The sequence below is a fragment of the Flavobacterium sp. N1736 genome, from assembly GCF_025947065.1.
Classification (GTDB): Bacteria; Bacteroidota; Bacteroidia; order Flavobacteriales; family Flavobacteriaceae; genus Flavobacterium.
In genome coordinates, this window is the sequence record NZ_CP109994.1 from 2,867,543 (window position 1) to 2,892,700 (window position 25,158).

Consider the following 25,158-nt stretch of genomic DNA (forward strand, 5'->3'; position numbering starts at 1 on the left):
TGATACCGGATAATGACAAATAATGTAAAGTATCAGCATATTTAACCCAATTACCAGAAAAAAAATATTGCTGGAAAAACTTGAAAAAGCAATTACAATAGCAGAAAATAATATCTATAAATAAATGAGTAATTTCAAAAAAATATTCCCTTTTATACTTCCATATAAAAAATACGCTTTTTTAAACATTTTCTTTAATGTTTTGTATGCACTTTTTAGTACGCTTTCGTTTATGGCATTAATTCCAATGATTCAGGTTTTATTTGACAAAACAAAAAGCAATACTGTTATGCCAACTTACGAAGGTCTGGCGCATATAAAAGACTACGGCGAAAATTATTTAAGTTACTATATTACCACACATACAGATCCAAACAATCCCGGTTTTGTACTTTCGGTAATGGTTGCCATCATTATTTCGATATTTCTATTAAAAAATTTAGCTGATTATGCGGCTATGTTTTTTATTACTTTTCTTCGAAATGGTGTTTTAAGAGATATGCGAAATGCGATGTATAAAAAAACACTGGAATTGCCATTGGCTTTTTATTCTGAAAAAAGAAAAGGAGATGTTATTTCGAGAATTTCTGCCGATGTAAATGAGGTTCAAACTTCCTTTTTGGCTATTTTAGAGCTTATCGTAAAAGAACCATTAACGATTGTTTTTACTATAATTGCAATGTTAATTATTAGTGCTAAATTAACCTTGTTTGTTTTTATTTTTATTCCCGTTTCCGGATATATTATTTCCTTAATTGGAAAACAGCTTAAAAAACAATCCACAAAAGCACAGCAGGAACAAGGCACGTTTTTATCAACTATTGAAGAAACTGTTGGTGGATTAAAAGTGGTAAAAGGATATAATTCTGAAAACTATTTCAACACGGTTTTTCAAAATTCAACAGAACGTTTTTTTAATTTATCAAACACTATTGGCAATCGCCAGAACTTAGCTTCGCCTGCGAGTGAATTTATGGGAATCACGGTAATTGCCATATTGCTTTGGTACGGAGGTCAGATGGTTTTGATCGAAAAAACTTTAGACGGCGCTTCGTTTATTGCTTACATGGGATTGGCTTATAACATCCTGACTCCTGCAAAAGCTATCTCTAAAGCTTCTTACGGCGTAAAAAGAGGAAATGCCGCAGCAGAACGTGTTCTTGAAATTTTAGATCAGGAAAACCCAATTACAAGCAAACCGGATGCTATTGAAAAAACTACTTTTGACAACAATATCACGGTTCAAAATATTAACTTTAAATATGAAGACGAAACGGTTTTAAAAGACTTTTCTCTTCAAATTAAAAAAGGACAGACTGTAGCACTTGTTGGACAATCCGGAAGTGGAAAAAGTACGATTGCAAACTTATTAACCCGTTTTTATGACGTTACTGACGGCACTATTTCTATTGACGGAATTAACATCAAAGACATGAATTTGCAGTCGCTGCGTGGTTTAATGGGATTGGTTACACAAGACAGTATTTTATTTAATGATACGATTAAAGCAAATATTTCGTTAGGAAAACTAGACGCAACTGATGACGAAATTATTGAAGCTTTGAAAATCGCCAATGCATACGAGTTTGTAAAAGATTTACCTTTAGGAATCTATACTAATATTGGGGATAGCGGAAATAAACTTTCGGGTGGACAAAAACAACGTTTATCGATTGCCCGCGCGGTATTGAAGAATCCTCCAATTATGATTTTGGATGAAGCGACATCAGCTTTAGACACTGAAAGCGAAAAATTTGTTCAGATGGCTTTGGAAAACATGATGCAAAACAGAACTTCGATTGTAATTGCACACCGACTTTCGACTATTCAAAAAGCAGATTTAATCGTTGTAATGCAAAAAGGAAAAATTGTAGAACAAGGAACTCACGACGAATTAATTGTACATAACGGAACTTATAATAAACTGGTTACCATGCAGTCTTTTGAGTCATAAATATATTTGCTTGAACCTTTGTCGCACTAAACCTTTGTTGCTCTGAACCCTTTGAACCTCTAAAAAGATGTACTTAAATAACCCAAACATAAAGTTGCCTGAAGATCCGGATACTATTGTTTGGAAATACCTGGATTTATCTAAGTTTCTGGATTTATTATTGTCTAAGAAATTATTCATGTCCCGTTCTGATAAATTTGAAGATCAATACGAAGGCACATTTAGCGAGCCTACTTATGAAGAGATTAAAAAGCTTGCCATTGATAATCCTGACTTTTTAAATTACTACAAAACGCATCGCGAAAGAGTAGCGGTTAGCTCCTGGCACATTAACGAATATGAATCGTTTGCGATGTGGCAGATATTTACACAAAACAGCGAAGGATTAGCGATTCAGTCTACTATTGGCAGATTGCAGAAAGCGGTAAAACCAGAGAATAATTTTGATCAGTATATTGGTGAAGTAAATTATATCGATTATAGAAAAGAATATATTCCGTTTGATGATTTATTCTTTCCGTTTTTATTTAAACGAAAAAGTTTTCAGTATGAGCGTGAAGTCCGCATTTTAACTGATACTTCAAAAAGCACCATAAAACTAAACGACGGATTAAAAATTAATGTTGATATTAATCAGCTAATCGAAAAAATATACATTCATCCTAAATCTGAAAACTGGTATAAAAAACTGGTAATTGAATTGGTGGAACGTTTGGGATTTGGTTTCGAAATCGAAAAATCTGATTTGGAAAGTGATATTTTGATTTAAATTTGTCATTGCGAGGAACGAAAGTCATTGCGAGGAATGAATCTCATTTGCCGAATCTAAGTATTACATGTGTTTGGAACGCGGATGATGCGGATTTGCTTTGCAAAAACGCGGATTAACGCGGATTTTTTCTTATGTCGAAATGAAAAAAAAAAACTTAGCAACTCAGAAACTTAGAGACTTAGAAGCTTAAAAAACTTATATCGGTTTATAATTTTTCACTTCCCATTTTTTAGAAGCCAAATCAATATAGTTATAATGCAAAACGTCATTTTTATCGAATTGTCCGTTTTGGTTGGTATCTTCTATCGTTCTAAAATATAAACGGTTCTTAGATTCGATTAAACTCCAATCTACCAATTCCTGAAAATCCTCTGAAATTTTAGTGAAATGTTCTCCGCTAATATTGCTTAAATACAATGTTTTAATATCTCCTGAATCAATTTTACCGTCTTTGTTTGTATCCGAATCTGCCAGCGTGTAAACCATAATCTGGTTTTGTGTTTTATCGGCAACCGGTTTTAAATAAGTAGCTGTTAAAATCAAAACTGGTTTATCAGATAAAGGTCGGATGGAATCTGAATCTGTTTTTTGAAATTTCAGGTTTTGTAAATATCCTGTAATTTCATATTCGCCTAAGTTTGAAATTGTAAAACTCAAATCATTCACGCTCGAAGATCCGTAACGTGATTTTGTTCCTCTTTCATATACACGCAAATCTCCAACAGGATGAATTAAATAACTCGTCCCTGCCATCTGAATCGGTAAATCCGCCACTTCTATTTGCGTTGAATCTGTTTTATCAATCACCTTGACTTTATTCGAAGCATCATAAATTACTTTTGGCTGTTTCTGGGCATCATCTTTACAACTTATTACTGTTCCGACGATTACTAAGGCGATATATTTTAAATAGTTTTTCATGTATGCTTATTATATTGGAATATCAAATATAGTATTTTTGATCGTATTATTTATTTTTATTGACGTTTACTAGGGCGAAGATGTTTATTATAACAATTCCAAGATAGCCTAAAAAAATAACCCAATATTTCCTATACAGGTTTAAAACATATGCAAATTGCTTATCTCTTTCTATCTTTAAAAAATAATCTTTATTGGCTTCCCAATAACCACAGGTTATAGGAATAATTTTAGGCATGTTTTTATTTTGCTTTGGCTTTGGCAGCATTAAAACAAAAAAATCATTTTTATATTGTACATAATTTGGAATTTTTTCAATTATAAAAATATCCAACAATCTAATATAAACTTCATACGTCATTTTATTTCCTAAATGAATCTTAATGCCATTAAGTGTGTCATTTTCTCGTTTTAATTTCCTTAAAGCTAATCTAAGATTTTCAAAGTTCTGCTTTTCAACAATTTCAGAATTATTAAAATTAAACACTTGGTTATTTCTTTTAAAAATCAACAATTGCTGTTTCATAATTGAATCGTCAGGAAAATAGAAATCAATAGATCTCTGTTCTTTAAAAGCATCAACTTTATAAAAATGATAAAAACAAAACAAAGGAATAAAGATCAACGAGATCATTCCGGGAACGTAAAAAATCTTATTTCTCTTTTCTTGTTTTTTTATCATAACCTCGCATTCAGTTTTACATTAAAAACTCGCGAAGTCATATAATTTGGAATCGCATATTGATTTTTAGAATACACATCGCGAACCCACGTATTTGTTATCGCATTTTGATTGTTGAAAAGATTGAAGATTTCTAAACCAAGAGACAATTCTTTAAAGTTTTTTATCCAGCCTGTTTTAGAACTTTGTGTATTACTATCAACAAAAACCTTTGCAAAACCTATGTCCGCTCTTCTGTAATCTTTTAACCTGTTTTGATATAAATACGGGTCAGAATATGACGGTGAACCGCCTGGTACGCCTGTATTATAAACTAAATTCAAATACAATTTCACACTCGGAATGTTTGGCATATAATCCTGGAACAACATGGCAAATTTCAAACGCTGGTCTGTTGGGCGCGCGATATAACCTTTGTTTTCGTAGTTTTCTTCGGTTTTTAAATAGCCAAAACTAATCCACGATTCTGTTCCGGGAACAAATTCTCCGTTTAATCTAAAATCTAAACCTTGCGCATAAGCCTTTGCATTGTTGTTTGCAATATATCGAATTCGAACATTATCGATTGAATAGACATTTACATCTGAAAGTGATTTATAATAAATCTCGGTAACCCATTTAAACGGACGATTCCACATTTTAAAATTATGATCGTTGCTTAAAACAATATGTACAGATTCCTGTGCTTTTACATTCGGGTTTACAACGCCATCTAAATCCCTGAGTTCTCTGTAAAATGGCGGTTGATGGTATAATCCTCCGGAAAGCCTGAAAACCATATCCATATTCCAATCGGGTTTTATGGCGAATTGCGCTCGCGGGCTAAAAACAATTTGATTTTTCCCTTCAACGGCAGCACCGGAAACGCTCCAACTCTGGAAACGCGCTCCAATATTATACCAAACTTCACTTGAACCAATTTCTGACTTTTGATTCCATTGTGTGTATCCTGAAAATCTGTTTATGGTATTGAAATTTGTAGCACGAACATCCTGATAAGGTAGCAAAGGTCCGGTATAAGGTTCATAAGGCTGATTGTTTTTTGGCAAAATAACAATTGGCGGGTTTATAGAAAATCCTGCCGAGTCGATCATCTCCCACTCTACTATTCTGTCACGAATGGATTCTCTGGTATATTTTAAACCAAATTCTAATTGGCTATTGCTCCATTCTTTAAAACCCTTAATTTCTGCATTTGCAATTAAGGCATCGAGATCATTACGCGCATGATTGAGTTGAGAACCAATTCCGCGGGTAAAATCAACATTGTCGATATCGGTTTCACCATCAGCGTTTACATTTCCTAAACGATATTGTGCCAAAATATCAAAATGTTCCTGTTCTGTGGTGTGAAATAAAGATCCAATAAGTTTTAATGTCAAACTTGGCGACACTTTATAAGTGGTTTTAAACGCGCCAAAATAAGTATCGTATTGATCTTTTTCCTGACCTTCGTAATAAACCGCCAAAGCCATTGGCTGGTCAATGGTTCCGAATTTTGTTTCGCGTGTTAATGGCTGATACAAATATTTGTTTCGCGAAATATTTCCCAGAAAACTCATTTGCCATTTTTCAGAAATATCATAATTTATATTTGTCTGAACATCAACAAAAGTTGGGGTATAATTGGTTTGAGTATCCTGACTATTTACAAGTAAGCTATTGTTTCGATAACGAACTCCGGTAACGGCAGACCATTTTTTATTTTTAGAAACAGCATCAACAGCAATACTTCCTCCCAGGAAACTGGCTTCTAAAGCTGCTCCAAATTCTGTTGGTTTTCTATAAGTAATATCTAAAACGGAAGATAATTTATCTCCAAATTTTGCCTGAAATCCACCGGCTGAAAAATCAACATTCTGAACCAGATCTGTATTGGTAAAACTCAAACCTTCCTGCTGCCCTGAACGTATTAAAAACGGACGATAAACCTCAATTTCGTTTACATAAACTAAATTCTCGTCATAATTTCCACCACGAACGGCATATTGTGTACTCAGTTCATTGTTTGAATTTACACCCGGAAGTGTTTTTAAAATATTTTCGATTCCGGCATTGGCTCCCGGAATTTTCTTAATTGTCGCTGCATCAATAACCGTAATTCCCTGAACTCGTTTTTTATTTCCTGATGACACAAAAACTTCTCCCATTTGTTCTGCAGAATTACTCATAACAGGATTAAAAACAAAAATCTCGTTTGGTTTTAAGTTTACCGTAAGACTCATCATTTTTAATGAAATATGAGTAAAAATCAAAGAGACTTTTTTGTTTGGAGGAACTTCTATTTCAAAAAAACCATTCGAATCGGTTTGCGAAATATTTCCTAAAGCAGTAATATTTACATCTGCAACCGGACGTTTTTCACTATCTAAAATAATTCCTTTAACACGGGCATTTTGGGCAAATGAAAAATAACCAATGCACAAAAAAAGGAAAACGAATATTAACTTGCTATGATTCAAACGTTCTGGTTTTATTTTTGTTGACTTCTAAAAAAGTGAGTTTCAAAGATAGCAGAATTACCCACATTATCAACTACTTCAATTTTTAAATCATTTGCACCTTCGGCAACCATACTGTCTGCATCAAACTTGTGTGTAATTTTTCTGGTTTTATTATCATATTCAAATAAAACCCAATTTCCGTTTAAATAACCATTATAGGATTTAATTCCTGATAAACTGTCACCAATTGTAAACTGAATTGATTTCATATCGCTTATCCATTTATCCTGAATTGGTTTTGCAATTTTAATAACCGGAGCAATTGTATCGAGCACCAAACCATATTGCCCTAAAATTTTTGCTTTAGCGGTAAAAACATCACCTTTTCTAATTGTTCCGTTATAACTGTTATTTCTTCCTATATACAGTTTATCTCTTAAAGATTCAGAATAAGTGCTGTCTTTAATTGTAATGGTGAAATTTGAATGTACCGGAATTACATCTTCATGAATATAAATTTTGTTGTTTTTTACATCAAAATTCATATTAAAATCATCATAGAAAGTTCCCGCCGGAAAAAAGACTGACATATTATCTTTTTCAAAATTGGAATCTTTATTATATCTCACAAAATATTTTGAAGTTACAGGTTCTGCATTTACAATTGGCGTTGCCGAATCATATTCGATGGGAACATTAACTGAATTTAAATTTCCGAAATAATCAGAAACTTCTATTCGATATACCGAAGCTAAATTGGGTTCAACCGGTAAAATTCCACGAAGCGAATCTGTTTTGATGATACTTAATGCATACGGCGTTTTCATGAATAACTTTTGTACTCTTTGCCCTGATTTTTTATATCTTGGATAATCAACCAGCGCGTTTATGTAGCGCATTTCATCAAATGAATAGGTATTGAATTGATAATTATAATTTTGATTTCCGTTGAAAAACGTCGAAACATTAAAAACGCCATTTCTATTTGCCGAAACGTCATCAAAATCAACAGCCGTGATTCCAAAACCAATTTTACCGTTTGCTTTTACTTTACTTGCCAGATAAGTTCCGTCTTTTTGAAGTGAAACATTCAACAGCAAAGGCAATTTTGACTGATTTGCCGTTGTACCGTCAAGCGGATACACGAAGACGCTCGAAATAGTTGGTTTTTTAGTGTCTTTTATATTTTTATCAAATCCGAAAAACATTGGATTAATTACAAATTCGGTTTTAGAATCGCGAAATTCAAAATGCAAATGTGGTCCTTCCGAAGATCCCGTGTTTCCTGAAAGCGCAATTAACTGCCCTTTTGTAACCGGTAATTCATCCGGTTTTAAAAATATTTCTATTTCGAAAGCTTTCTCTTTATAATGTGTTTTTAAAACATAATCCTGAATAGCACCTACAGTTGTCTGCAAATGCCCGTAAACAGATGTATACCCGTTTGGGTGAGTTATATAAATGCATTTTCCGTTTCCAAAAGTTGAAATTTTGATTCTCGAAACATATCCATCGGCAACAGCATAAACATTTAAACCTTCTCTTTGATTTGTTTTTAAGTCAAAACCAGCATGAAAATGATTTGGTCGCAACTCACCAAAATTGCCCGAAAGCTGCATTGGAATATCTAACGGCGGACTAAAATAATCTTTGGGATATTGGTTTTGGGCAAAGAATAAATTACAAAAAAACAAGGTAAATAGTGAAAATCTCATAAGCAACATTTTTGCTAAGATAAAAAATTAACCAGCAAAAACCGAGGATTTGGCTACAAAAATACAATTCACTGAAATTCATTTATTTGTCTATTTTAAATGCAAAAAAATCAATAAAAAATTGCATTAATAAAAAGGAATACTAACTTTGTATGATTAAGTAATGAATAGGATTTATAATGAGTGTAATTGCCGAAATAATTGATACTCTTGAATATAAGGTCGAAAAGCTTTTTGAGAAGTCAAAAGGGCTGGAGAAAAACAATCAGGAATTACGATTACAACTAGCCAAAGCTGTGCAAATTATCCAGAAACAATCTGAAGAAATGGAAGCTTTGAAGAAGCAGTATGATACACTTAAAATAGCCAATTCGTTGCTCGGCAGCGACAATAACAAGAGAGAGACAAAGCTTAAAATAAATTCATTAATTCGCGAAATAGATTACTGTATAGCACAACTATCTGACTAGAAAACATGGACGGAAAGCTTCGAATTAAAATATCAATCGCAGACAGAGTTTACCCGTTAACGGTAGAACCAACTCAGGAAGAAGGACTTAGAAGTGCTTCTAAAAAAATTGATGCTATGATCAAGCAATTCGAAGAAAGTTACGCAGTTCGCGATAAGCAAGATGTATTGGCCATGTGCGCCCTGCAGTTTGCTTCACAAGTAGAACAAAAACAAATTGATAACGCAATCGACGGTGAAGATACCATCGAAAGAATTAAAAGATTAAATTCGCTTTTAGATCAATATCTCGAAAATTAAACGTTCTTTACAGAAACTAAGATACTGCCTACATTAGTTCACAATTGGTAAACTCAACACTAACAAATTAAAGTGAGTGAATCTTCGCTACTATAGTATGCCCCGATTTATTGGGGAAACTTGAACAGTGAGTTAGCTCAAAACTTGTCTTTACGAGTTTATTCAAGCAATTAATGTAGGCTTTTTTTATATATAAATTTTAACAAACATGGACATCATAACGATCATTATTTCAGGTATTGTAGGGATTGCAGCAGGTTTTGCAATCGCTAAAATTATCGAAAAAAGCAATATTTCTAACTTAATCAAAAACGCCAAAAAAGAAGCATCCTCCATATTAAAAGACGCAAATTTAGAGGCCGAAAATATTAAAAAAGATAAAATCCTTCAGGCAAAAGAACGTTTTATCGAACTAAAATCAGAACACGAACAAGTAATTTTAGCAAGAGATAAAAAAGTTGCCGAAGTAGAAAAAAGAGTGCGTGACAAAGAGTCTCAGATTTCAAATGAATTATCGAAAGCTAAAAAAGTAAATGATGATTTTGAAGCTAAAACGCTTGAATACACTAATAAAATTGAGATTTTAGATAAGAAACAAACAGAAGTAGACAAATTACATAAAAGCCAGTTACAACAGCTTGAAGTAATTTCAGGACTTTCTGCAGATGAAGCAAAAGAGCAATTAGTTGAAGGTTTAAAAGCCGAAGCTAAAAGCAAAGCTATGTCTCATATTCAGGAAACCATTGAAGAAGCAAAACTTACTGCACAGCAAGAAGCTAAGAAAATTATCATCAACACTATTCAAAGAGTTGGAACCGAGGAAGCAGTTGAAAATTGCGTTTCTGTTTTCAACATTGAATCTGATGATGTAAAAGGTAGAATTATTGGTCGTGAAGGACGTAACATTAGAGCGCTTGAAGCTGCAACGGGAGTAGAAATCATTGTTGATGATACACCGGAAGCAATTATCCTTTCTTGTTTTGATCCTGTTCGTAGAGAAATTGCGCGTTTATCATTGCATAAATTAGTAACTGACGGACGTATTCACCCGGCAAGAATTGAAGAAGTTGTTGCTAAAACAGCCAAACAAATCGACGATGAAATTATTGAAGTTGGTAAACGAACGGTTATCGATTTAGGAATTCACGGTTTACACCCGGAATTGATTAAAGTTGTAGGTAGAATGAAATACCGTTCTTCTTACGGACAAAACTTATTACAGCACTCAAGAGAAGTTTCTAAACTTTGTGGTATCATGGCGGCTGAATTAGGCTTAAATGTAAAATTGGCTAAAAGAGCAGGTTTACTTCACGATATTGGTAAAGTTCCTGATACTGAAAGTGATTTACCACACGCATTATTAGGTATGCAATGGGCTGAGAAATACGGTGAAAAAGAAGAAGTTTGTAACGCTATTGGAGCTCACCACGACGAGATTGAAATGAAATCATTACTTTCTCCAATCGTTCAGGTTTGTGATGCTATTTCAGGAGCAAGACCAGGCGCAAGACGTCAGGTTCTTGATTCATACATTCAACGTTTGAAAGATCTTGAAGAAGTAGCTTACGGCTTTAGCGGTGTAAAAAATGCTTACGCAATTCAGGCTGGTAGAGAACTTCGTGTGATTGTAGAAAGTGAAAAAGTTTCTGATGATAATGCAGCAAACTTATCTTTTGAAATTTCACAAAAAATTCAAACAGAAATGACTTATCCGGGTCAGGTAAAAGTGACGGTAATTAGAGAAACAAGAGCAGTTAATATTGCTAAATAATCTCAACTTTATATAAAAAAACAAAGGCTATCCGAAAAGATAGCCTTTGTTTTTGAACCTAATGTCATCCTGAGCGAAGTCGAAGGCTCGATTTACATATCGTTAAATATGATTTTAAAACTGGTTCCTACTTCTACTTCACTTTCTACAGAAATTGTTCCTTTCATCGCTTCAATCTGATTTCTGGTTATATACAAGCCAATTCCGCGAGCTTCCTGATGTTTATGAAATGTTTTATACATTCCGAATAATAAATCGCCATAAACTGCCAAATCGATACCTAAACCATTGTCTGTAATCTTCAATGATTTATGCCCGTCGGGTTCAATAGCAAAATCAAAAGTAATAACAGGATCTCTATCAGGATGACGGTATTTGATAGCATTTGTTGCAAAATTCAACAATACACTTTCAAGATATGCCGGATTAAAATTGATCTTTAAATATTCAGGTACATTATTTACAATCGTAGCATTTGTTTGCTTGTCGTAACCTTTAATTGTTGCAATTGTTTTATCGATATATTCGTTCAGTTTTAAAGGAACAACGGCGATATTAATATTGCTTTGCGTTTTTACAATCTGCGTTAAATTCGAAATAGTTTCATTCAAATCATTAGAAACAGTTCTAAGATGAATCAACATTTCATTAATTGTTGCCTTATCTATATCGGCATCAATAAAATCCAGAATCGATTTTATGTTTCCTGCCTGCGTATTTAAATTGTGAGAAACTATATGGGAAAAATTCAATAAACGACTGTTTTGATCGCTATAAAGTTTCATGGTTTTTAAAAGCTCCAGTTCTTTTTCTTTCTGCAAAGAAACATCGGTATGCGTCCCGATAACACGCAATGGACGCCCGTTTTCATCACGATCTATAACCTTTCCCCTATCCAGAATCCATTTATAATTACCGCTGGAAGTCATTACACGATGGTAATTTTCATAATATGGAATCTTATTATCAAAATGTTCCTGAATGTCTGAATAATATTTTGGCAAATCATCGGGATGTACAATTTTGTCCCAGCGTTCCGGATCATCAAAAATATCTGCTGATTCTAATTCTAAAATTTTAAGTGAAAGTGAAGAATAAAAAACACTGTTTGTAACCATGTTCCAATCCCAGATTCCGGTGGTTGAAGCTTCGAGGGCAAACTGAAAACGTTCTTCGGAGATACGTAATTTTTCTTCTTTATCTTTTAAGTCCGTAATATCAGAAACATGTCCAAAAAAACTAACGCAGCCATTCGGAGCTAATTCTGTTTTTGAAGAAACTTTAAACCAGCGCAATCCTTTTTTGGGCAAAATGGCTCTAAATTCAATTACCCAGGGTTTTATTTCTTTACGGGCTTTTACCAAAGACTGAAAAAATAAGTCTCTGTCATTGGGATGAATTCTGTTATAAATAATTAATGTGATTTCGTTTGAAAAAGTTGTCGCTTGTAATTCAAAAATTTCATCTGCCGATTTACTAACAAGGGGAAAAGTGTAGTTATTATTACAATCGATTACAAATTGAAAAAGCAAATCAGGCATTTCAGCAAACAATTTTTTATAAAAATTATTCACCTCTAAACAATCCTCATTTTCATATAAATCAAAAACCATATATATCTATTTATGCAAACTGAATTATTAAAATTAATCTTTAACCAATAACAGAAAAAGAGATAAGTTATTGTTTTTAACCCTATTAATGCAGAAATATAATACAAGATATTAATTTTTAAGACATAAAAATACAACAACACCAATATATACGTAAAAACTACTTTCTTGGATGAAAAGAATGCATAACTTCTTTTAAAAAACTTCGGTCTAAATGCACATAAATTTCGGTTGTCGTAATCGATTCATGTCCAAGCATTAACTGAATTGATCTTAAATCTGCCCCATTTTCAAGCAAGTGTGTTGCAAAGGAATGACGCAAAGTATGCGGACTAATATTTTTATGAAGATTGATTTGTGCGGCGAGGTTTTTTATTATGGCGAAAATCATCGAACGCGTAAGCTGGTTTCCTCTCCTGTTTAAAAATAATGTATCTTCAAAACCCTTTTTTATATTTAAGGTATTCCGAATTGAGTTTTGATAGATTTGAATATATTTCTGCGTCACTTTTCCAATAGGAACAAAACGTTCTTTATTTCCTTTTCCGGTAATTTTGATAAAACCTTCTTCAAAAAATAAGTCAGAAATTTTAAGCGAAACCAATTCAGAAACCCGAAGTCCGCAACCGTATAAAGTTTCTAGCATTGCACGATTTCTTTCGCCTTCGTTTGAACTTAAATCTATCGCAGCAATAAGTGCATCAATTTCTTCTACAGATAAAGTATCCGGTAATTTACGTCCGGTTTTTGGCGATTCGATTAATTCTAACGGACTGTCTTTTCTGTAATCTTCAAAAATTAAGTAATTAAAAAAGCTTTTTAGTCCGGAGATTATTCTCGCCTGCGAACGTGGATTTACTTCTTTAGAAACTGAATATATAAATTGCTGAACTGTTTCATCAGTAATATTTATGGGAGAAACTTCAATTTGATTTGTTTCTAAAAAAAGACATAATCGCTCGATATCGAAGCCGTAATTTTCGATGGTGTTTTTAGACAATCCTCTTTCGATACGCAAATACGATTGATAATCTTTTATATAAGTATTCCATTTCATACTTACAAAGTAAAACATTTTTAAGCATAAAAAAACCTTCCGGATTACGGAAGGTTTTTATAAATATTCTAAAAAAGAATTAGAATTTGTATGCTGCAGTTAATGCAAGAACACCATTTGTACGTCTGTTATCTAAATAATCTCCATAATAATCATCATTATTATAGTCATAATGAGTATCATATACATTTGTAAGACCTACAGTATAACGAATACCTGCAGAGAAATTATCTGTAAAATTATATCCTGCTCCAAAATTAAAGCCTAAATCTACTGATTTTTCATTGTTAATGTTTTTGCTTGAAACTAAAAAACCAAGTTGTGGTCCAGCTTCAACAGTAAATTGTTTTGTAATATAATATTTAGCTAACACAGGAACATTGATATAATCTAAATTTACGGTAAAGCCTGGATCACCATAATATCTATCAAATTTAGCTCCCTGAGCAGAATATACAAGTTCTGGCTGAATGAATAATTTTTTCCAAATATTGATTTCAGCAAAACCACCTAATTGAAAACCAATTAATGCATTAGCATCATCAAGACCATTTATCGTAGCGATATTAAGACCACCTTTTACTCCAAATCTAGTTTTTTGCGCATTCGCAAACCCAAATACCATTATTGCAATAGTACATAAGATAATTTTCTTCATTTTATTTGTAGGTTAAAATTAAGTGGCAAATATAAACCTATAGTTAGTGAAAAAGGATTTGTTTTTTAACAAATAATTCTATAATTAAACAGGATTATGTTAAAATAAATTTATTGTTAACTCAATATAATAAAAAAGCCTCCCATATTTGGAAGGCTTTTGAATATCAAAAAGTATAATTAGAATTTGTATCCAACATTTACCGAAAAAACGCCGTTATGAACTTTTGAATCATCTCCAGGTTCAGTTTTAGCAGTATTTGCCAAACCCAAGTTGTATCGCAATCCCGCAGAAAAATGCTCTGTAAAATCGTATGCTGCTCCAAGATTTAAACCAAAATCAACTGATTCAAAACTATCTTTTACATCCATATCATGCTCACCTGAATATCCGTTTAATGTTGTAGTTGTTTTTGCAGAAGTTAAAAAACCTATTTGTGGTCCTGCTTCAATATTAAATTTTTCTGCAACATAATATTTAAACATAACAGGAATATTTATATAGTTAAGTTTAAAAGCAACGTCACCTGTAATACCTGTTTCAAAATCTGCAAAATCATCAGCCGTAGCACCTTGAGTAGAATACAAAACCTCTGGTTGTATCGCAAATTTATCTGATAGTTTAATCTCTACAAAAGCACCAATATTAAATCCGATTCTGGATTTAAAATCAATTCCCTCAGTATCGCCCGAAAAATTTGAAATATTCAAACCTCCTTTTAAACCAAATTTAGTTTCTTGTGCATTTGTAAAACCAAATGCCATAATTGCAATTGCAGACAAAATAATTCTCTTCATTTTTTGTTATTTATTTATAATTAATTAAAATCTGTATTATTTAAATTGATCCTCTATTAAAAAAGCCTTCTACAATTGAGAAGGCTTTTATATATTGTATAATAAACATTAGAACTTATATGCTAATGCTAAAGCTAATACACTATTCTTTGCACTATCGTAATAATCATCTATATCATCATAATCACCTCCGTCAACAACGCCAGACAAACCAACGGTATAACGTAAACCTAGTGAAAGATTGTCAGTAAAATTGTAACCTGCGCCAAAATTAAAACCGAAATCTGTTGATTTGTAAAAATCTTTAACATCATCTCCTTCATCTTTAGCAGAAACTAAAAACCCAATTTGAGGTCCTGCTTCAACTGTAAACTGTTTAGTGATGTAGAATTTTGCTAAAACCGGTACATTGATATAGTTTAATTTTAAATCGCCATCATTGCTTCCGATATAATTATATTTTGCTCCTTGAGTAGAGAATAAAAGTTCTGGCTGGATTGCCAATCTTTCTATAATTTTAATTTCTGCGAAACCTCCAACTTGGAATCCAACTAAAGATTCTGTATCAACATCTCCAGAAAAATTCGTAAGGTTCAGGCCTCCTTTAACTCCAAATCTTGTTTCCTGAGCATTGGTAAACCCAAATGCCATAACTGCAATTGCAGATAAAATAATTTTTCTCATTTTATATGTTTGGTTAAAATTAATAACCAAATATAAAACTATTCTTCATAAAAAATAATTTGTTTTTTAACAAATAATGTAGTAATTAAGAGCCAAAGTTTTGTTAATAAACATTTTAATTAAATGATAGATTGTTAAAAATCAAGCAAATAAAAAAGCCTTCTCAAATAAGAAGGCTTTAAAATATCTTAATGAAAAGATTAGAATTTGTATCCTACAGATAAAGAGAAAACACTGTTATTTAACTTGAAATCTTCACCCTCTGCTTCAGCAATATTTGATAAACCGATATTATAACGAACACCGGCAGAAAGATTTTCTGTAAAATCAAATCCAGCTCCAAGATTTACACCGAAGTCAATAGATTTAAAATTGTCTTTAACGTCTTCGTTAGATGAAATAGTTTCTCCATCAAATGTTTCTTTGTATTTATCTTTAGCGCTAACTAAAAATCCGATTTGAGGTCCAGCCTCAAGGCTGAATTTTGGTGCAACATAAAATTTAGCCATAATCGGTACATTAATGTAAGATAAGTTCAATTTATCTTCTGCAGAAAAATTTTCACCAGAATCTTCAATTTTAGATCCTTGAGTAGAAAACAATAATTCTGGTTGAATTGCGAATTTTTCTGATAATTTAATTTCAGCAAATCCACCTACATGGAAACCAACAATAGCTGAATTATCTTCAACATCTCCACCTATGTTAGAAATGTTAAGACCAGCTTTAACTCCAAATTTAGTTTCTTGTGCATTTGAAAAGGCAAAAGCCAATACTGCTGCCGCAGTTAACATAATTTTTTTCATTTTTAATTTTTTTGGTTTGTAATTTACGTGCCAAATATAAAATTATACTTTACAAAAAAAATCTTGTTTTTTAACAAATAATGTAGTAATTAAGAGCCAAAATCATGTTAAATAACATAACAATTAAATAATAAATTGTTAAAAGTCAAGAAACAAAAAGAAATAAAATAAAAAACCCTCCTCAAAATTGAGGAAGGTTTCTCTAAAAAAGGATTGTTTTAAATTAGAACTTGTAATTAAATCCTAAATTAATAGAAGAAACGTCTACATGATCAGAAATCCCTTTATATCCCATATAAACTTCAATCTTTTTGTTTTGGTATCCTGCTTTTGGCTGATACAAGAATCCTCCATCAGCTTCATCTGTAACAGATATTGCATATCCTAAATCAATACCTACAAAAAAGTTATCTACAATAGAATACTGCGCAGTAGCAGCTACAGGAATATATGATACATCTTTTTGTGTAAGCTCATAAGACAAAGGCCCAAAAGTATACATCTTACTTTTACCTAAATAAGCGGAATATCCAGTTGTCGCACCTGCACTAAATTTATCAGTTACTTTCCATAAATATGCCACATCAACACCAAGATTCACAGAAAACAAATCTTTACTATCGCCAACCGGCAAACCAACATGAGCACCAACCTTAAATCCATTGTCCTGCGCACTTACAAAACCAAAAGTCATTACTGCAATAGCAGCGAAAATCATTTTTTTCATTTTTATTTTTTTTAATTTGTTATTAATACATAAAAATAAGTTTATTCTTACCTTTAAAAATCCACTAGAAGTGTTTATTGTATTAAAATAAGACAGAATTTAATTTAAAGGAATAGAGCAAACCTCGATTGCTGATTTGAAAAATGTAAATTTTGTTATTTTTTTAAAGCAATGTATAAAAGCAATAAAATGAAAAAACTGTAGTTTTAATATTATAAAACAATTTTAATCTTAAAAAGACAATTCTATGAAAAAGATATTATTAGCAGCTGTATTGTTCATTGCAACATCGGCTACAATTCAGGCACAATTACTACAGATAGGTGTTAAAGCAGGGGTAAATTTCGCCAGTCAAACCGGAGACGCATTTCCTGAACAAAATTTTGATAAAGAAGGCATTACAAGTTTTCACGCAGGATTAGTTGCCGAAATTAAATTACTAGACAGATTTTCTGTTCAGCCAGAGCTTTTATATTCTACTCAGGGAGCAACTTACAAAAATGTAGATCAGGAATTTAAAAATGAATTAGGCTACATATCAATTCCTGTAATGGCTAAGTTTTACCTAACAGATTCATTTAGTCTTGAGGTTGGTCCACAAGCTTCCTTTTTAGTTAGCGAAAAAAATGATTTTGATGTAGAAGATGGAGAAACTTTCGAATTTGGACTTAATGCCGGATTAGGATATAAAATTACCAAAAACTTCTTTGTTCAGGGTCGTTACGGTTTAGGCTTAACAGAAGCTTCAAAAAATGCAGATGTTAAAAACTCCACAGTACAATTGTCTGCCGGATTTATGTTCTAAAAATAATATCACATACTTTTATAAAAACCGTCCTATTAATTAGAACGGTTTTTTTATTTTTACATTCTTGTGAAATGTTTTTTATGAAACATAAATGAATTCAAATCACTATATTAAAATTTAAATCACTTATGAAAATCGCTATAATCAACGGTCCAAATTTAAATCTTCTGGGAAAAAGAGAACCTGAAGTTTACGGTAGTCAAACTTTTGAAGATTATTTCGAAAAACTGGAACACAAATTTCCAAACGTTGAGCTTTCCTATTACCAAAGTAATATTGAAGGCGAATTGATTGGAAAAATCCAGGAAGTTGGTTTTACATTTGATGGAATTATTTTAAATGCTGGCGCTTACACGCATACTTCTATAGGTTTGGGCGACGCCATGAAAGCAATTACAACTCCGGTTATCGAAGTTCATATTTCGAATACATACGCGCGTGAAAGTTTCAGACATCAATCATATTTGTCAGGAAATGCAAAAGGGGTCATTTTGGGCTTTGGATTAAAAAGTTACGACTTAGCGATTCAGTCTTTTTTGTAAAAAAGCTTCTCCCGTGCCTAAAATCAATGTCATTTAGTTAAGGGGAAATCCACAAAATTACTTAACAGTTTAATCAAGAAGGTAATTAGAAAAATCCATTTTTATCAGTGTTTTCGCTTTAGCAAATCAGTAAAATCAGCGTCTAATTTTGACGCGGATAAAACAGATTTACTTCGTAAAACGCAGATAAAAACGGATTTTATTTTCTAAAGATTAGCTTAATGAAATTGCCCTAAGCTTCGGGATCGGGGCGTTCAGTCTGACAGAGTTGTAAGGTTTTAATATTTAACAAATAATTAATAGGCTCGCTTTTTACTTATTCTATTTTTGTGAGAGAAACTACTTTCATGAAAAAATTTACTTTACTTGCCTTTTTATTTTTTTCGATTTCAAACTTTGCCCAAATCAAAGGAACGATTACCGATGAAAAAGGAAATCCGTTGCCTTTTGTTTCTGTTTTTGAAGAAAACACATACAGCGGAACAACCTCAAACGAGCAGGGAAAATATCAGCTTATCGTAAAAGAGATTGGTAAAAACAGAATCATTTTTCAATATTTAGGCTTTAAAACTCAAAAACTTTCCGTTTCGCCAGATTCTAAAACAGTTATTCTGGATGTAAAAATGCCCGAGGAAAGTTTTACTTTAAATGAAGTAATTATTGATCCCAAAAATAATCCGGCAAATGCAATTATAAGAAGCGCTATTGCAAACAAAAAAGAAAACGCTGAAAAAACGTCCCGTTATACTGCCGATTTTTACTCTAAAGGAATGTTTAAAGTGAAAGATTTACCAAAAAAAATTCTTGGTCAAAAAGTAGATCTTGGCGATGATATGTCTTCTAATCTGGATTCTACAGGAACCGGAATTTTGTATTTATCTGAAACCGTTTCGAAAATTGCTTATGAAAAACCCAATAAACTAAAAGAAAAAATCATTGCTTCACGTATTTCCGGAAACAATAAAGGATACAGTTATAATACAGCAACTTTATCCTATTATGATTTTTATGACAATACTTTAGACTTCGATATCAATTTGATTTCGCCAATTGCTGATAATGCATTCAACTATTATAAATACAAACTCGAAGGAACTTTTTTTGATGCTAATAATCATGAAATCAATAAAATTAAAGTAACGCCAAAACGCGATAAAGAGCCTGTTTTTGAAGGTTATATCTATATTGTTGATGACAGTTTTGCCATTTATGCGATCGATCTCGATATAAAAGGGTACCGAATGAAGAATGAATTTACTGAAATTATGACTTTAAAACAGAGCTTTAATTATAATGCTGCAAATAAAATCTGGTCTAAAAATGCGCAGACACTTTCATTTAATGCGGGAATTTTTGGTGTAAAATTTTCAGGACAATTTAATTATGTTTATTCCAATTATGAATTTCCTGATTCGTTTGAAAAGAAAACTTTTACGAACGAAATTGTTGCTTTTGAAGCTAATGCCAATAAAAAAGACAATACTTTTTGGAATGAAATTCGTCCAATTCCGTTAACGATCGAAGAAAGCACAGATTATACTAAAAAAGACAGTTTACAAATCATTCGAAAATCTCAAAAATATACGGATTCTATTGATGCAAAAAACAATAAGTTTAAGGTTTGGGATATTCTGGCCGGTTATGATTACAAAAACACTTTTAAAAAATATTCTTTCAGTTATGAGGGTTTATTAAACATTACTTCACTGAGTTTTAACACCGTTCAGGGGTTTAATTTAGATTCCGGTTTCTCTTTTAAAACATGGAATGAAGAGGAAGGAAAAACCACTTCTGTAAAAACTACTTTTAATTATGGTTTTTCTGATGAACGTTTCCGCGTTATTGGAGAATTCAATCATAAATTCAACAACATTAATTTCGCAACAATTGGCATATCGGGCGGAACAAAAACGGCACAATTTAATAGTGCAGAACCAATAAGCAAGCTTGTCAATTCTATAAGTTCTTTATTTTTCAAAGACAATTATATGAAGTTGTATAATTTAGAATTTGCTCAGATTAATTATGCACAAGATGTTGCAAACGGAGTAAATCTGAATGCAAAAGTAGCTTACGAACAGCGAAAACCGCTTTTTAATACAACTGATTATTCATTCTTTAAAAAGGATGATATTTATTCATCGAATAATCCGCTTGCGCCAAATGATTTTATTATCCCTGCATTTGATCCGCATCATTTATTTAAAGCCGCTTTGACAGCCCGAATCAACTTTGGAAATAAATACATTTCAAGACCTGACGGAAGATATAATTTTAAAGATGATAAATATCCAACTCTATTTTTAGCATTTGAAAAAGCTTTTGCTGCAAGCGAGAAAAAATATGAATTTGAAAGAATTGGCGCATCTGTACAATATGATTTATCACTCCAGAATAAAGGAATTTTAGGAATGAATTTCAGAGCCGGAAAGTTTTTTAATGCCGAAAACATATCGTTTATCGACTATAGACATTTTAACGGAAACCAAACTCACATTGGTACAAGCGACCGTTATTTGAATGTTTTCAATTTAATGCCTTATTATGCCAATAGTACAAATAACAGTTATTTTGAAAACCATTTAGAATATAATGATACGGGATTTATTATGAATAAAATTCCGCTATTAAATTTATTAAAATCAACAATGAATCTTGGTTTTCATTCATTGGCAATTCCAGACAGAAAACCTTATTCTGAGTTTACAGTGGGCTTAGATAATCTTGGTTTCGGTAAATTTAAATTGTTCCGAATAGATTATGTTCATTCTTACCAAAGTGGAATTCAACAAAATGGTGTTGTATTTGGCTTGAAGATTTTAAATGTTTTAGATTAGGTACAAAGGTTCAAGGTGCAGAGGAACAAAGGATGATGCTTTTTTGAGACGTTCTTGGCTTCACTTGAACTTATCATACCAATAAAAAATCCGTTTACTCTTTAAAGAATAAACGGATTTTGAAGCTTCTATCTTTGCCAAAGTTTAAAAATTTTTAAAACCTTAGTACCTCTGCACCTTTGAAACTTTGAACCTTTCCTCAATGATAATCATCTGGTTCAATATGGATCAAAACATTTCCTAATTGAGGTATTTTTTCTTTTAAAGTGTCCTGCAGTTTATGTGATAAATCATGCCCTTCTTTCACAGAAATTTTTGCCGAAACTATTGCGTGAAGATCTACATGATATTTCATTCCTGCTTTACGAATAAAACATTTTTCGGTACCCAGGATTCCCGGAACCGTCAACGCTTTTACACGAATTTCTTCGACTAAATCATCATTTAAATGTTCATCCATGATTTCGCCAAGAGCAGGTCTGAAAATTTTATAACTATTATATAAGATAAAAAAAGCAGCAAAAAGTGCCGCCCAATCATCTGCAGATTCGTAACCTTTTCCCATAATCAGCGCTATGGAAATACCAACAAATGCTGCGACAGAAGTAATTGCATCACTGCGATGGTGCCAAGCATCTGCTGCTAAAGAGGAACTATTTGTTTCCTTACTTCGTTTCATTACCAATCTATACGAATACTCTTTCCAGATGATAATTGCTCCTAAAACATACAAAGTCCAGGATTTTGGTAAATCGTGTGATGATTGAATATTTGCAAGACTTTCGTAGCCAATAATAGTTGCCGATGTAATTAAAAAACCAACTACCAAAAAAGTAATTAAAGGTTCGGCGCGCCCATGACCATACGGATGATTTTCATCGGCTGGTTTGTTCGAATATTTGATTCCGAATAAAACCAAACAAGACGAAAATATGTCTGCAGTCGATTCGATCGCGTCTGCAATCAAGGCGTAAGAATTGCCAAAAAAACCTGCCAAACCTTTTATCAAGGCTAAGCAGGTGTTTCCGACTATACTAAAGATAGTAGCTTTTATAGCTTTTTTTTCATCTGTCATTTAGACTATTTTTTACGCTCTCACGATTTTTGCGCCAATAGCTCTCAAACGCTCGTCGATACGCTCATATCCACGGTCGATTTGTTCTATATTTTGAATTGTACTTGTTCCTTTTGCAGAAAGCGCAGCAATTAATAATGAAATCCCGGCACGAATATCCGGAGATGACATTGTTGTTGCTTTTAATTGAGATTCGAAATTATGTCCCATAACCACCGCTCTGTGCGGATCACATAACATAATTTTTGCTCCCATATCGATTAATTTATCCACGAAAAACAAACGGCTTTCGAACATTTTTTGGTGAATTAAAACATCGCCTTTTGCTTGTGTTGCCACAACCAAAACAATACTCAATAAATCAGGCGTAAATCCTGGCCAAGGCGCATCTGCAATAGTTAATATAGAACCATCGATATCTGTTTTTACTTCGTAACCATCTTTGTGAGCAGGAATGTAAATATCATCTCCGCGTTTCTCGATAGTAATTCCAAGTTTTCTGAATGTATTTGGAATCAAACCTAAATTTTCCCAACTTACATTTTTGATTGTGATTTCGCTTTTTGTCATCGCCGCAAGACCAATCCAGGAACCAATTTCGATCATATCCGGAAGAATTGTGTGCTCGCATCCACCAAGGCTTTCAACACCTTCAATAGTCAATAAATTTGAACCAACTCCGGTAATTTTAGCTCCCATCGAGTTCAGCATTTTACACAATTGTTGCAAATAAGGTTCGCAGGCAGCGTTGTAAACTGTTGTTTGTCCTTTTGCTAAAACTGCAGCCATAACAATGTTTGCTGTTCCGGTAACAGATGCTTCATCAAGCAGCATATCTGTTCCTGTAAGTCCTCCTTCAGGAGATTCTACTCCGTAAAAGTGATCTTCTCTGTTGTATCTGAATTTTGCTCCAAGGTTAATAAAACCTTCAAAGTGTGTATCTAATCTACGACGACCAATTTTATCTCCTCCCGGTTTTGGAATATATCCTTTTCCGAAACGTGCCAAAAGCGGTCCAACAATCATAATAGAACCACGAAGTGCTCCACCTTCTTTTTTGAAAGCTTCTGTTTCTAAATATCCAACATTAACTTCATCAGCCTGAAACGTAATCGAACCCGGTTCATTGCGTTGAATTTTAACTCCTAAATTACCCAACAAAGTGATTAATTTATTGATATCAATAATATCGGGAATATTATTAATTTTTACTTTATCCCCCGTTAGAAGCACGGCACATAAAATTTGTAATGCCTCATTTTTTGCTCCTTGCGGAGTGATTTCTCCTTTTAAAGGAATTCCTCCTTCGATTTTAAAAATTCCCATAGATGTCTTTTAGGTTCTGAGGTTCTGAGATTCTGAGGTTCTAAGCTAAATATCTTAGCATCTTAGTTCCTTAGCATCTTAACCCTTTCTTTTTTTACTTCTGATTATTATTTTTCTGGAAAGGCTTAGGTTTTCCCGGACCTTTATTGTTTTTGTTGCTTTGAATTTTTGGTTGTCCCGGTGGTGTGATTTTATTCGACATGCGTTTGTTGGTACGTAATAAATCAGTTGTGTTTAAAAGCTCTTCTGTACTTTGCAGCAAGTTGATTTTTCCGCCTGACAATTCAAATAAATGTTCAAAAATCACATCATCTTTTACCGTGTCTTTATTCCAGCTCAAATATGATTTTTTCATATGATTGGCGATTACCAAAACCAATGCATTTTTCATTTCGCCTTCGTCCCATTTATTGGCAACATCAATCATATATTTGATATTGTTACCGTAAAATCTGTATTTCGGGAAGTTTTGAGGATACTGTAAAACATCCGGTTTTAACTGCAATACATCTCTTGAAGGAATTGGATATGGTGATTCTACATTTAATTTAAAATCAGACATGATAAAAAGCTGATCCCATAATTTATGTTGAAAATCGGGCACATCACGCAAATGCGGATTCAAACTTCCCATTACCTGAATGATGTATTTTGCGGCTTTATTTCGCGTTTCATCATCTTCAATAATAGTAGCCTGATCGATCAGTTTTTGCAGATGACGACCATATTCCGGAATAAGTAAACGCTGTCTTTCAGAATTGTATTCTAAATTAAAAACAACGTCATTCGCGACTTCTTTTTTATATTTTTCGACCATAAGTTATAATGAAACTATACCTTCTATTGTAGATACTTCTTTGTATTTGCCAATCACTTCGTCGGCACTATTCATCGTAACATCTACAGAAACACTGGTAAATTTACCTGTTTTAGATTTTGTTGTTTTAATAACCGCACCCATACTGTCAAAAGCTTTTTCAACGCGCTCAACATTATCGGCTACTGTAGGCACTATAAATTTATACAAGTATTCTGCAGGCCAAGTATTTGAGTTGTCTAACTCAACCTTTAATCTTTCGTAAAATTCGGCGGTGTTTTTTTCTTTATCGTTCTCCATTCGTAATTAAAAATAAACGCAAATATACGGTTTTGAGTTTAGATTTTAGATTTTTTTCTTTCGAAAAAGGCGCAAAGTTACAG

General features: G+C 32.7%; 23 protein-coding genes. 8 read left to right on the top strand and 15 right to left on the bottom strand.

Features of this window, described 5'->3' with window-relative positions; genetic code table 11:
* Positions 1-124 precede the first annotated feature (124 nt).
* Both OLM54_RS12100 and OLM54_RS12105 read left to right on the top strand, forming a co-directional pair.
* A complete protein-coding gene (locus tag OLM54_RS12100) occupies positions 125-1,954 on the top strand; it encodes an ABC transporter ATP-binding protein (RefSeq protein ID WP_264534880.1) in 1,830 nt (609 codons plus the stop codon).
* A 67-nt stretch (positions 1,955-2,021) separates the two neighbouring features.
* Positions 2,022-2,723, top strand: a complete 702-nt coding sequence (locus OLM54_RS12105) for a DUF2971 domain-containing protein (protein WP_264534881.1) — start codon at positions 2,022-2,024, stop codon at positions 2,721-2,723.
* 198 nt (positions 2,724-2,921) lie between these two features.
* Here the strand turns inward: OLM54_RS12105 and OLM54_RS12110 are convergent, their stop codons facing one another.
* The 4 genes from OLM54_RS12110 to OLM54_RS12125 are packed head-to-tail and all read right to left on the bottom strand — an operon-like array spanning position 2,922 to position 8,488.
* Positions 2,922-3,647 (bottom strand): hypothetical protein, encoded by a 726-nt coding sequence (locus OLM54_RS12110; RefSeq protein ID WP_264534882.1) that lies wholly within the window; start codon positions 3,645-3,647, stop codon positions 2,922-2,924.
* Positions 3,648-3,693: 46 nt separating this feature from the next.
* Complete coding sequence (locus OLM54_RS12115) at positions 3,694-4,329, bottom strand: hypothetical protein (protein ID WP_264534883.1); 636 nt, start codon at positions 4,327-4,329, stop codon at positions 3,694-3,696.
* Positions 4,326-6,791 carry a TonB-dependent receptor gene (locus OLM54_RS12120; protein WP_264534884.1) on the bottom strand — a complete coding sequence of 822 codons (2,466 nt, stop codon included), beginning with the start codon at positions 6,789-6,791 and terminating at the stop codon, positions 4,326-4,328. Before OLM54_RS12120 ends, OLM54_RS12115 begins: the two co-directional genes overlap by 4 nt.
* Positions 6,792-6,802: 11 nt before the next feature.
* On the bottom strand, positions 6,803-8,488 hold the full coding sequence (locus OLM54_RS12125) for a M23 family metallopeptidase (RefSeq protein WP_264534885.1): 1,686 nt from the start codon (positions 8,486-8,488) through the stop codon (positions 6,803-6,805).
* 179 nt (positions 8,489-8,667) lie between these two features.
* Between OLM54_RS12125 and OLM54_RS12130 the strand changes: the two genes are divergently transcribed.
* The 3 genes from OLM54_RS12130 to rny all read left to right on the top strand — a co-directional run bounded on the left by OLM54_RS12130 (position 8,668) and on the right by rny (position 11,028).
* On the top strand, positions 8,668-8,958 hold the full coding sequence (locus tag OLM54_RS12130) for a hypothetical protein (protein WP_264534886.1): 291 nt from the start codon (positions 8,668-8,670) through the stop codon (positions 8,956-8,958).
* Between the two features lie 5 nt (positions 8,959-8,963).
* A complete protein-coding gene (locus tag OLM54_RS12135; RefSeq protein WP_264534887.1) occupies positions 8,964-9,257 on the top strand; it encodes a cell division protein ZapA in 294 nt (97 codons plus the stop codon).
* Between the two features lie 208 nt (positions 9,258-9,465).
* Positions 9,466-11,028 carry a ribonuclease Y gene (gene rny / locus OLM54_RS12140; protein ID WP_264534888.1) on the top strand — a complete coding sequence of 521 codons (1,563 nt, stop codon included), beginning with the start codon at positions 9,466-9,468 and terminating at the stop codon, positions 11,026-11,028.
* A gap of 92 nt (positions 11,029-11,120) precedes the next feature.
* On the opposite strand, the gene OLM54_RS12145 is transcribed toward rny, so the two are convergent.
* From OLM54_RS12145 to OLM54_RS12175, 7 genes are all read right to left on the bottom strand, one after another.
* Entirely contained in the window at positions 11,121-12,641 is a 1,521-nt protein-coding gene (locus OLM54_RS12145) for a PAS domain-containing protein (protein ID WP_264534889.1), read from the bottom strand.
* A gap of 160 nt (positions 12,642-12,801) precedes the next feature.
* Entirely contained in the window at positions 12,802-13,698 is an 897-nt protein-coding gene (xerD, locus tag OLM54_RS12150) for a site-specific tyrosine recombinase XerD (RefSeq protein ID WP_264538562.1), read from the bottom strand.
* 79 nt (positions 13,699-13,777) lie between these two features.
* Positions 13,778-14,356, bottom strand: a complete 579-nt coding sequence (locus OLM54_RS12155; RefSeq protein ID WP_264534890.1) for a porin family protein — start codon at positions 14,354-14,356, stop codon at positions 13,778-13,780.
* Positions 14,357-14,535: 179 nt separating this feature from the next.
* Positions 14,536-15,153, bottom strand: coding sequence for a porin family protein (locus tag OLM54_RS12160; protein WP_264534891.1), 618 nt, complete (start codon positions 15,151-15,153; stop codon positions 14,536-14,538).
* A 108-nt stretch (positions 15,154-15,261) separates the two neighbouring features.
* Positions 15,262-15,837 carry a porin family protein gene (locus OLM54_RS12165; RefSeq protein ID WP_264534892.1) on the bottom strand — a complete coding sequence of 192 codons (576 nt, stop codon included), beginning with the start codon at positions 15,835-15,837 and terminating at the stop codon, positions 15,262-15,264.
* Positions 15,838-16,037: 200 nt separating this feature from the next.
* Complete coding sequence (locus OLM54_RS12170) at positions 16,038-16,643, bottom strand: porin family protein (protein WP_264534893.1); 606 nt, start codon at positions 16,641-16,643, stop codon at positions 16,038-16,040.
* A gap of 223 nt (positions 16,644-16,866) precedes the next feature.
* Positions 16,867-17,370 (bottom strand): porin family protein, encoded by a 504-nt coding sequence (locus OLM54_RS12175; RefSeq protein ID WP_264534894.1) that lies wholly within the window; start codon positions 17,368-17,370, stop codon positions 16,867-16,869.
* 247 nt (positions 17,371-17,617) lie between these two features.
* Here OLM54_RS12175 and OLM54_RS12180 point away from each other — a divergent pair, with 247 nt between their 5' ends.
* The 3 genes from OLM54_RS12180 to OLM54_RS12190 all read left to right on the top strand — a co-directional run bounded on the left by OLM54_RS12180 (position 17,618) and on the right by OLM54_RS12190 (position 21,557).
* Positions 17,618-18,175 (top strand): porin family protein, encoded by a 558-nt coding sequence (locus OLM54_RS12180; protein WP_264534895.1) that lies wholly within the window; start codon positions 17,618-17,620, stop codon positions 18,173-18,175.
* A 131-nt stretch (positions 18,176-18,306) separates the two neighbouring features.
* Positions 18,307-18,720 (top strand): type II 3-dehydroquinate dehydratase, encoded by a 414-nt coding sequence (gene aroQ, locus OLM54_RS12185; RefSeq protein ID WP_264534896.1) that lies wholly within the window; start codon positions 18,307-18,309, stop codon positions 18,718-18,720.
* Positions 18,721-19,067: 347 nt separating this feature from the next.
* Complete coding sequence (locus tag OLM54_RS12190) at positions 19,068-21,557, top strand: DUF5686 and carboxypeptidase regulatory-like domain-containing protein (RefSeq protein ID WP_264534897.1); 2,490 nt, start codon at positions 19,068-19,070, stop codon at positions 21,555-21,557.
* A gap of 199 nt (positions 21,558-21,756) precedes the next feature.
* Here the strand turns inward: OLM54_RS12190 and OLM54_RS12195 are convergent, their stop codons facing one another.
* From OLM54_RS12195 to OLM54_RS12210, 4 genes are all read right to left on the bottom strand, one after another.
* On the bottom strand, positions 21,757-22,632 hold the full coding sequence (locus tag OLM54_RS12195; RefSeq protein WP_264534898.1) for a cation diffusion facilitator family transporter: 876 nt from the start codon (positions 22,630-22,632) through the stop codon (positions 21,757-21,759).
* 12 nt (positions 22,633-22,644) lie between these two features.
* On the bottom strand, positions 22,645-23,958 hold the full coding sequence (murA, locus tag OLM54_RS12200) for a UDP-N-acetylglucosamine 1-carboxyvinyltransferase (RefSeq protein ID WP_264534899.1): 1,314 nt from the start codon (positions 23,956-23,958) through the stop codon (positions 22,645-22,647).
* A 94-nt stretch (positions 23,959-24,052) separates the two neighbouring features.
* A complete protein-coding gene (locus OLM54_RS12205; RefSeq protein ID WP_264534900.1) occupies positions 24,053-24,775 on the bottom strand; it encodes a DUF4290 domain-containing protein in 723 nt (240 codons plus the stop codon).
* A 3-nt stretch (positions 24,776-24,778) separates the two neighbouring features.
* Positions 24,779-25,075 (bottom strand): DUF493 domain-containing protein, encoded by a 297-nt coding sequence (locus OLM54_RS12210; RefSeq protein ID WP_264534901.1) that lies wholly within the window; start codon positions 25,073-25,075, stop codon positions 24,779-24,781.
* Positions 25,076-25,158 lie beyond the last annotated feature (83 nt).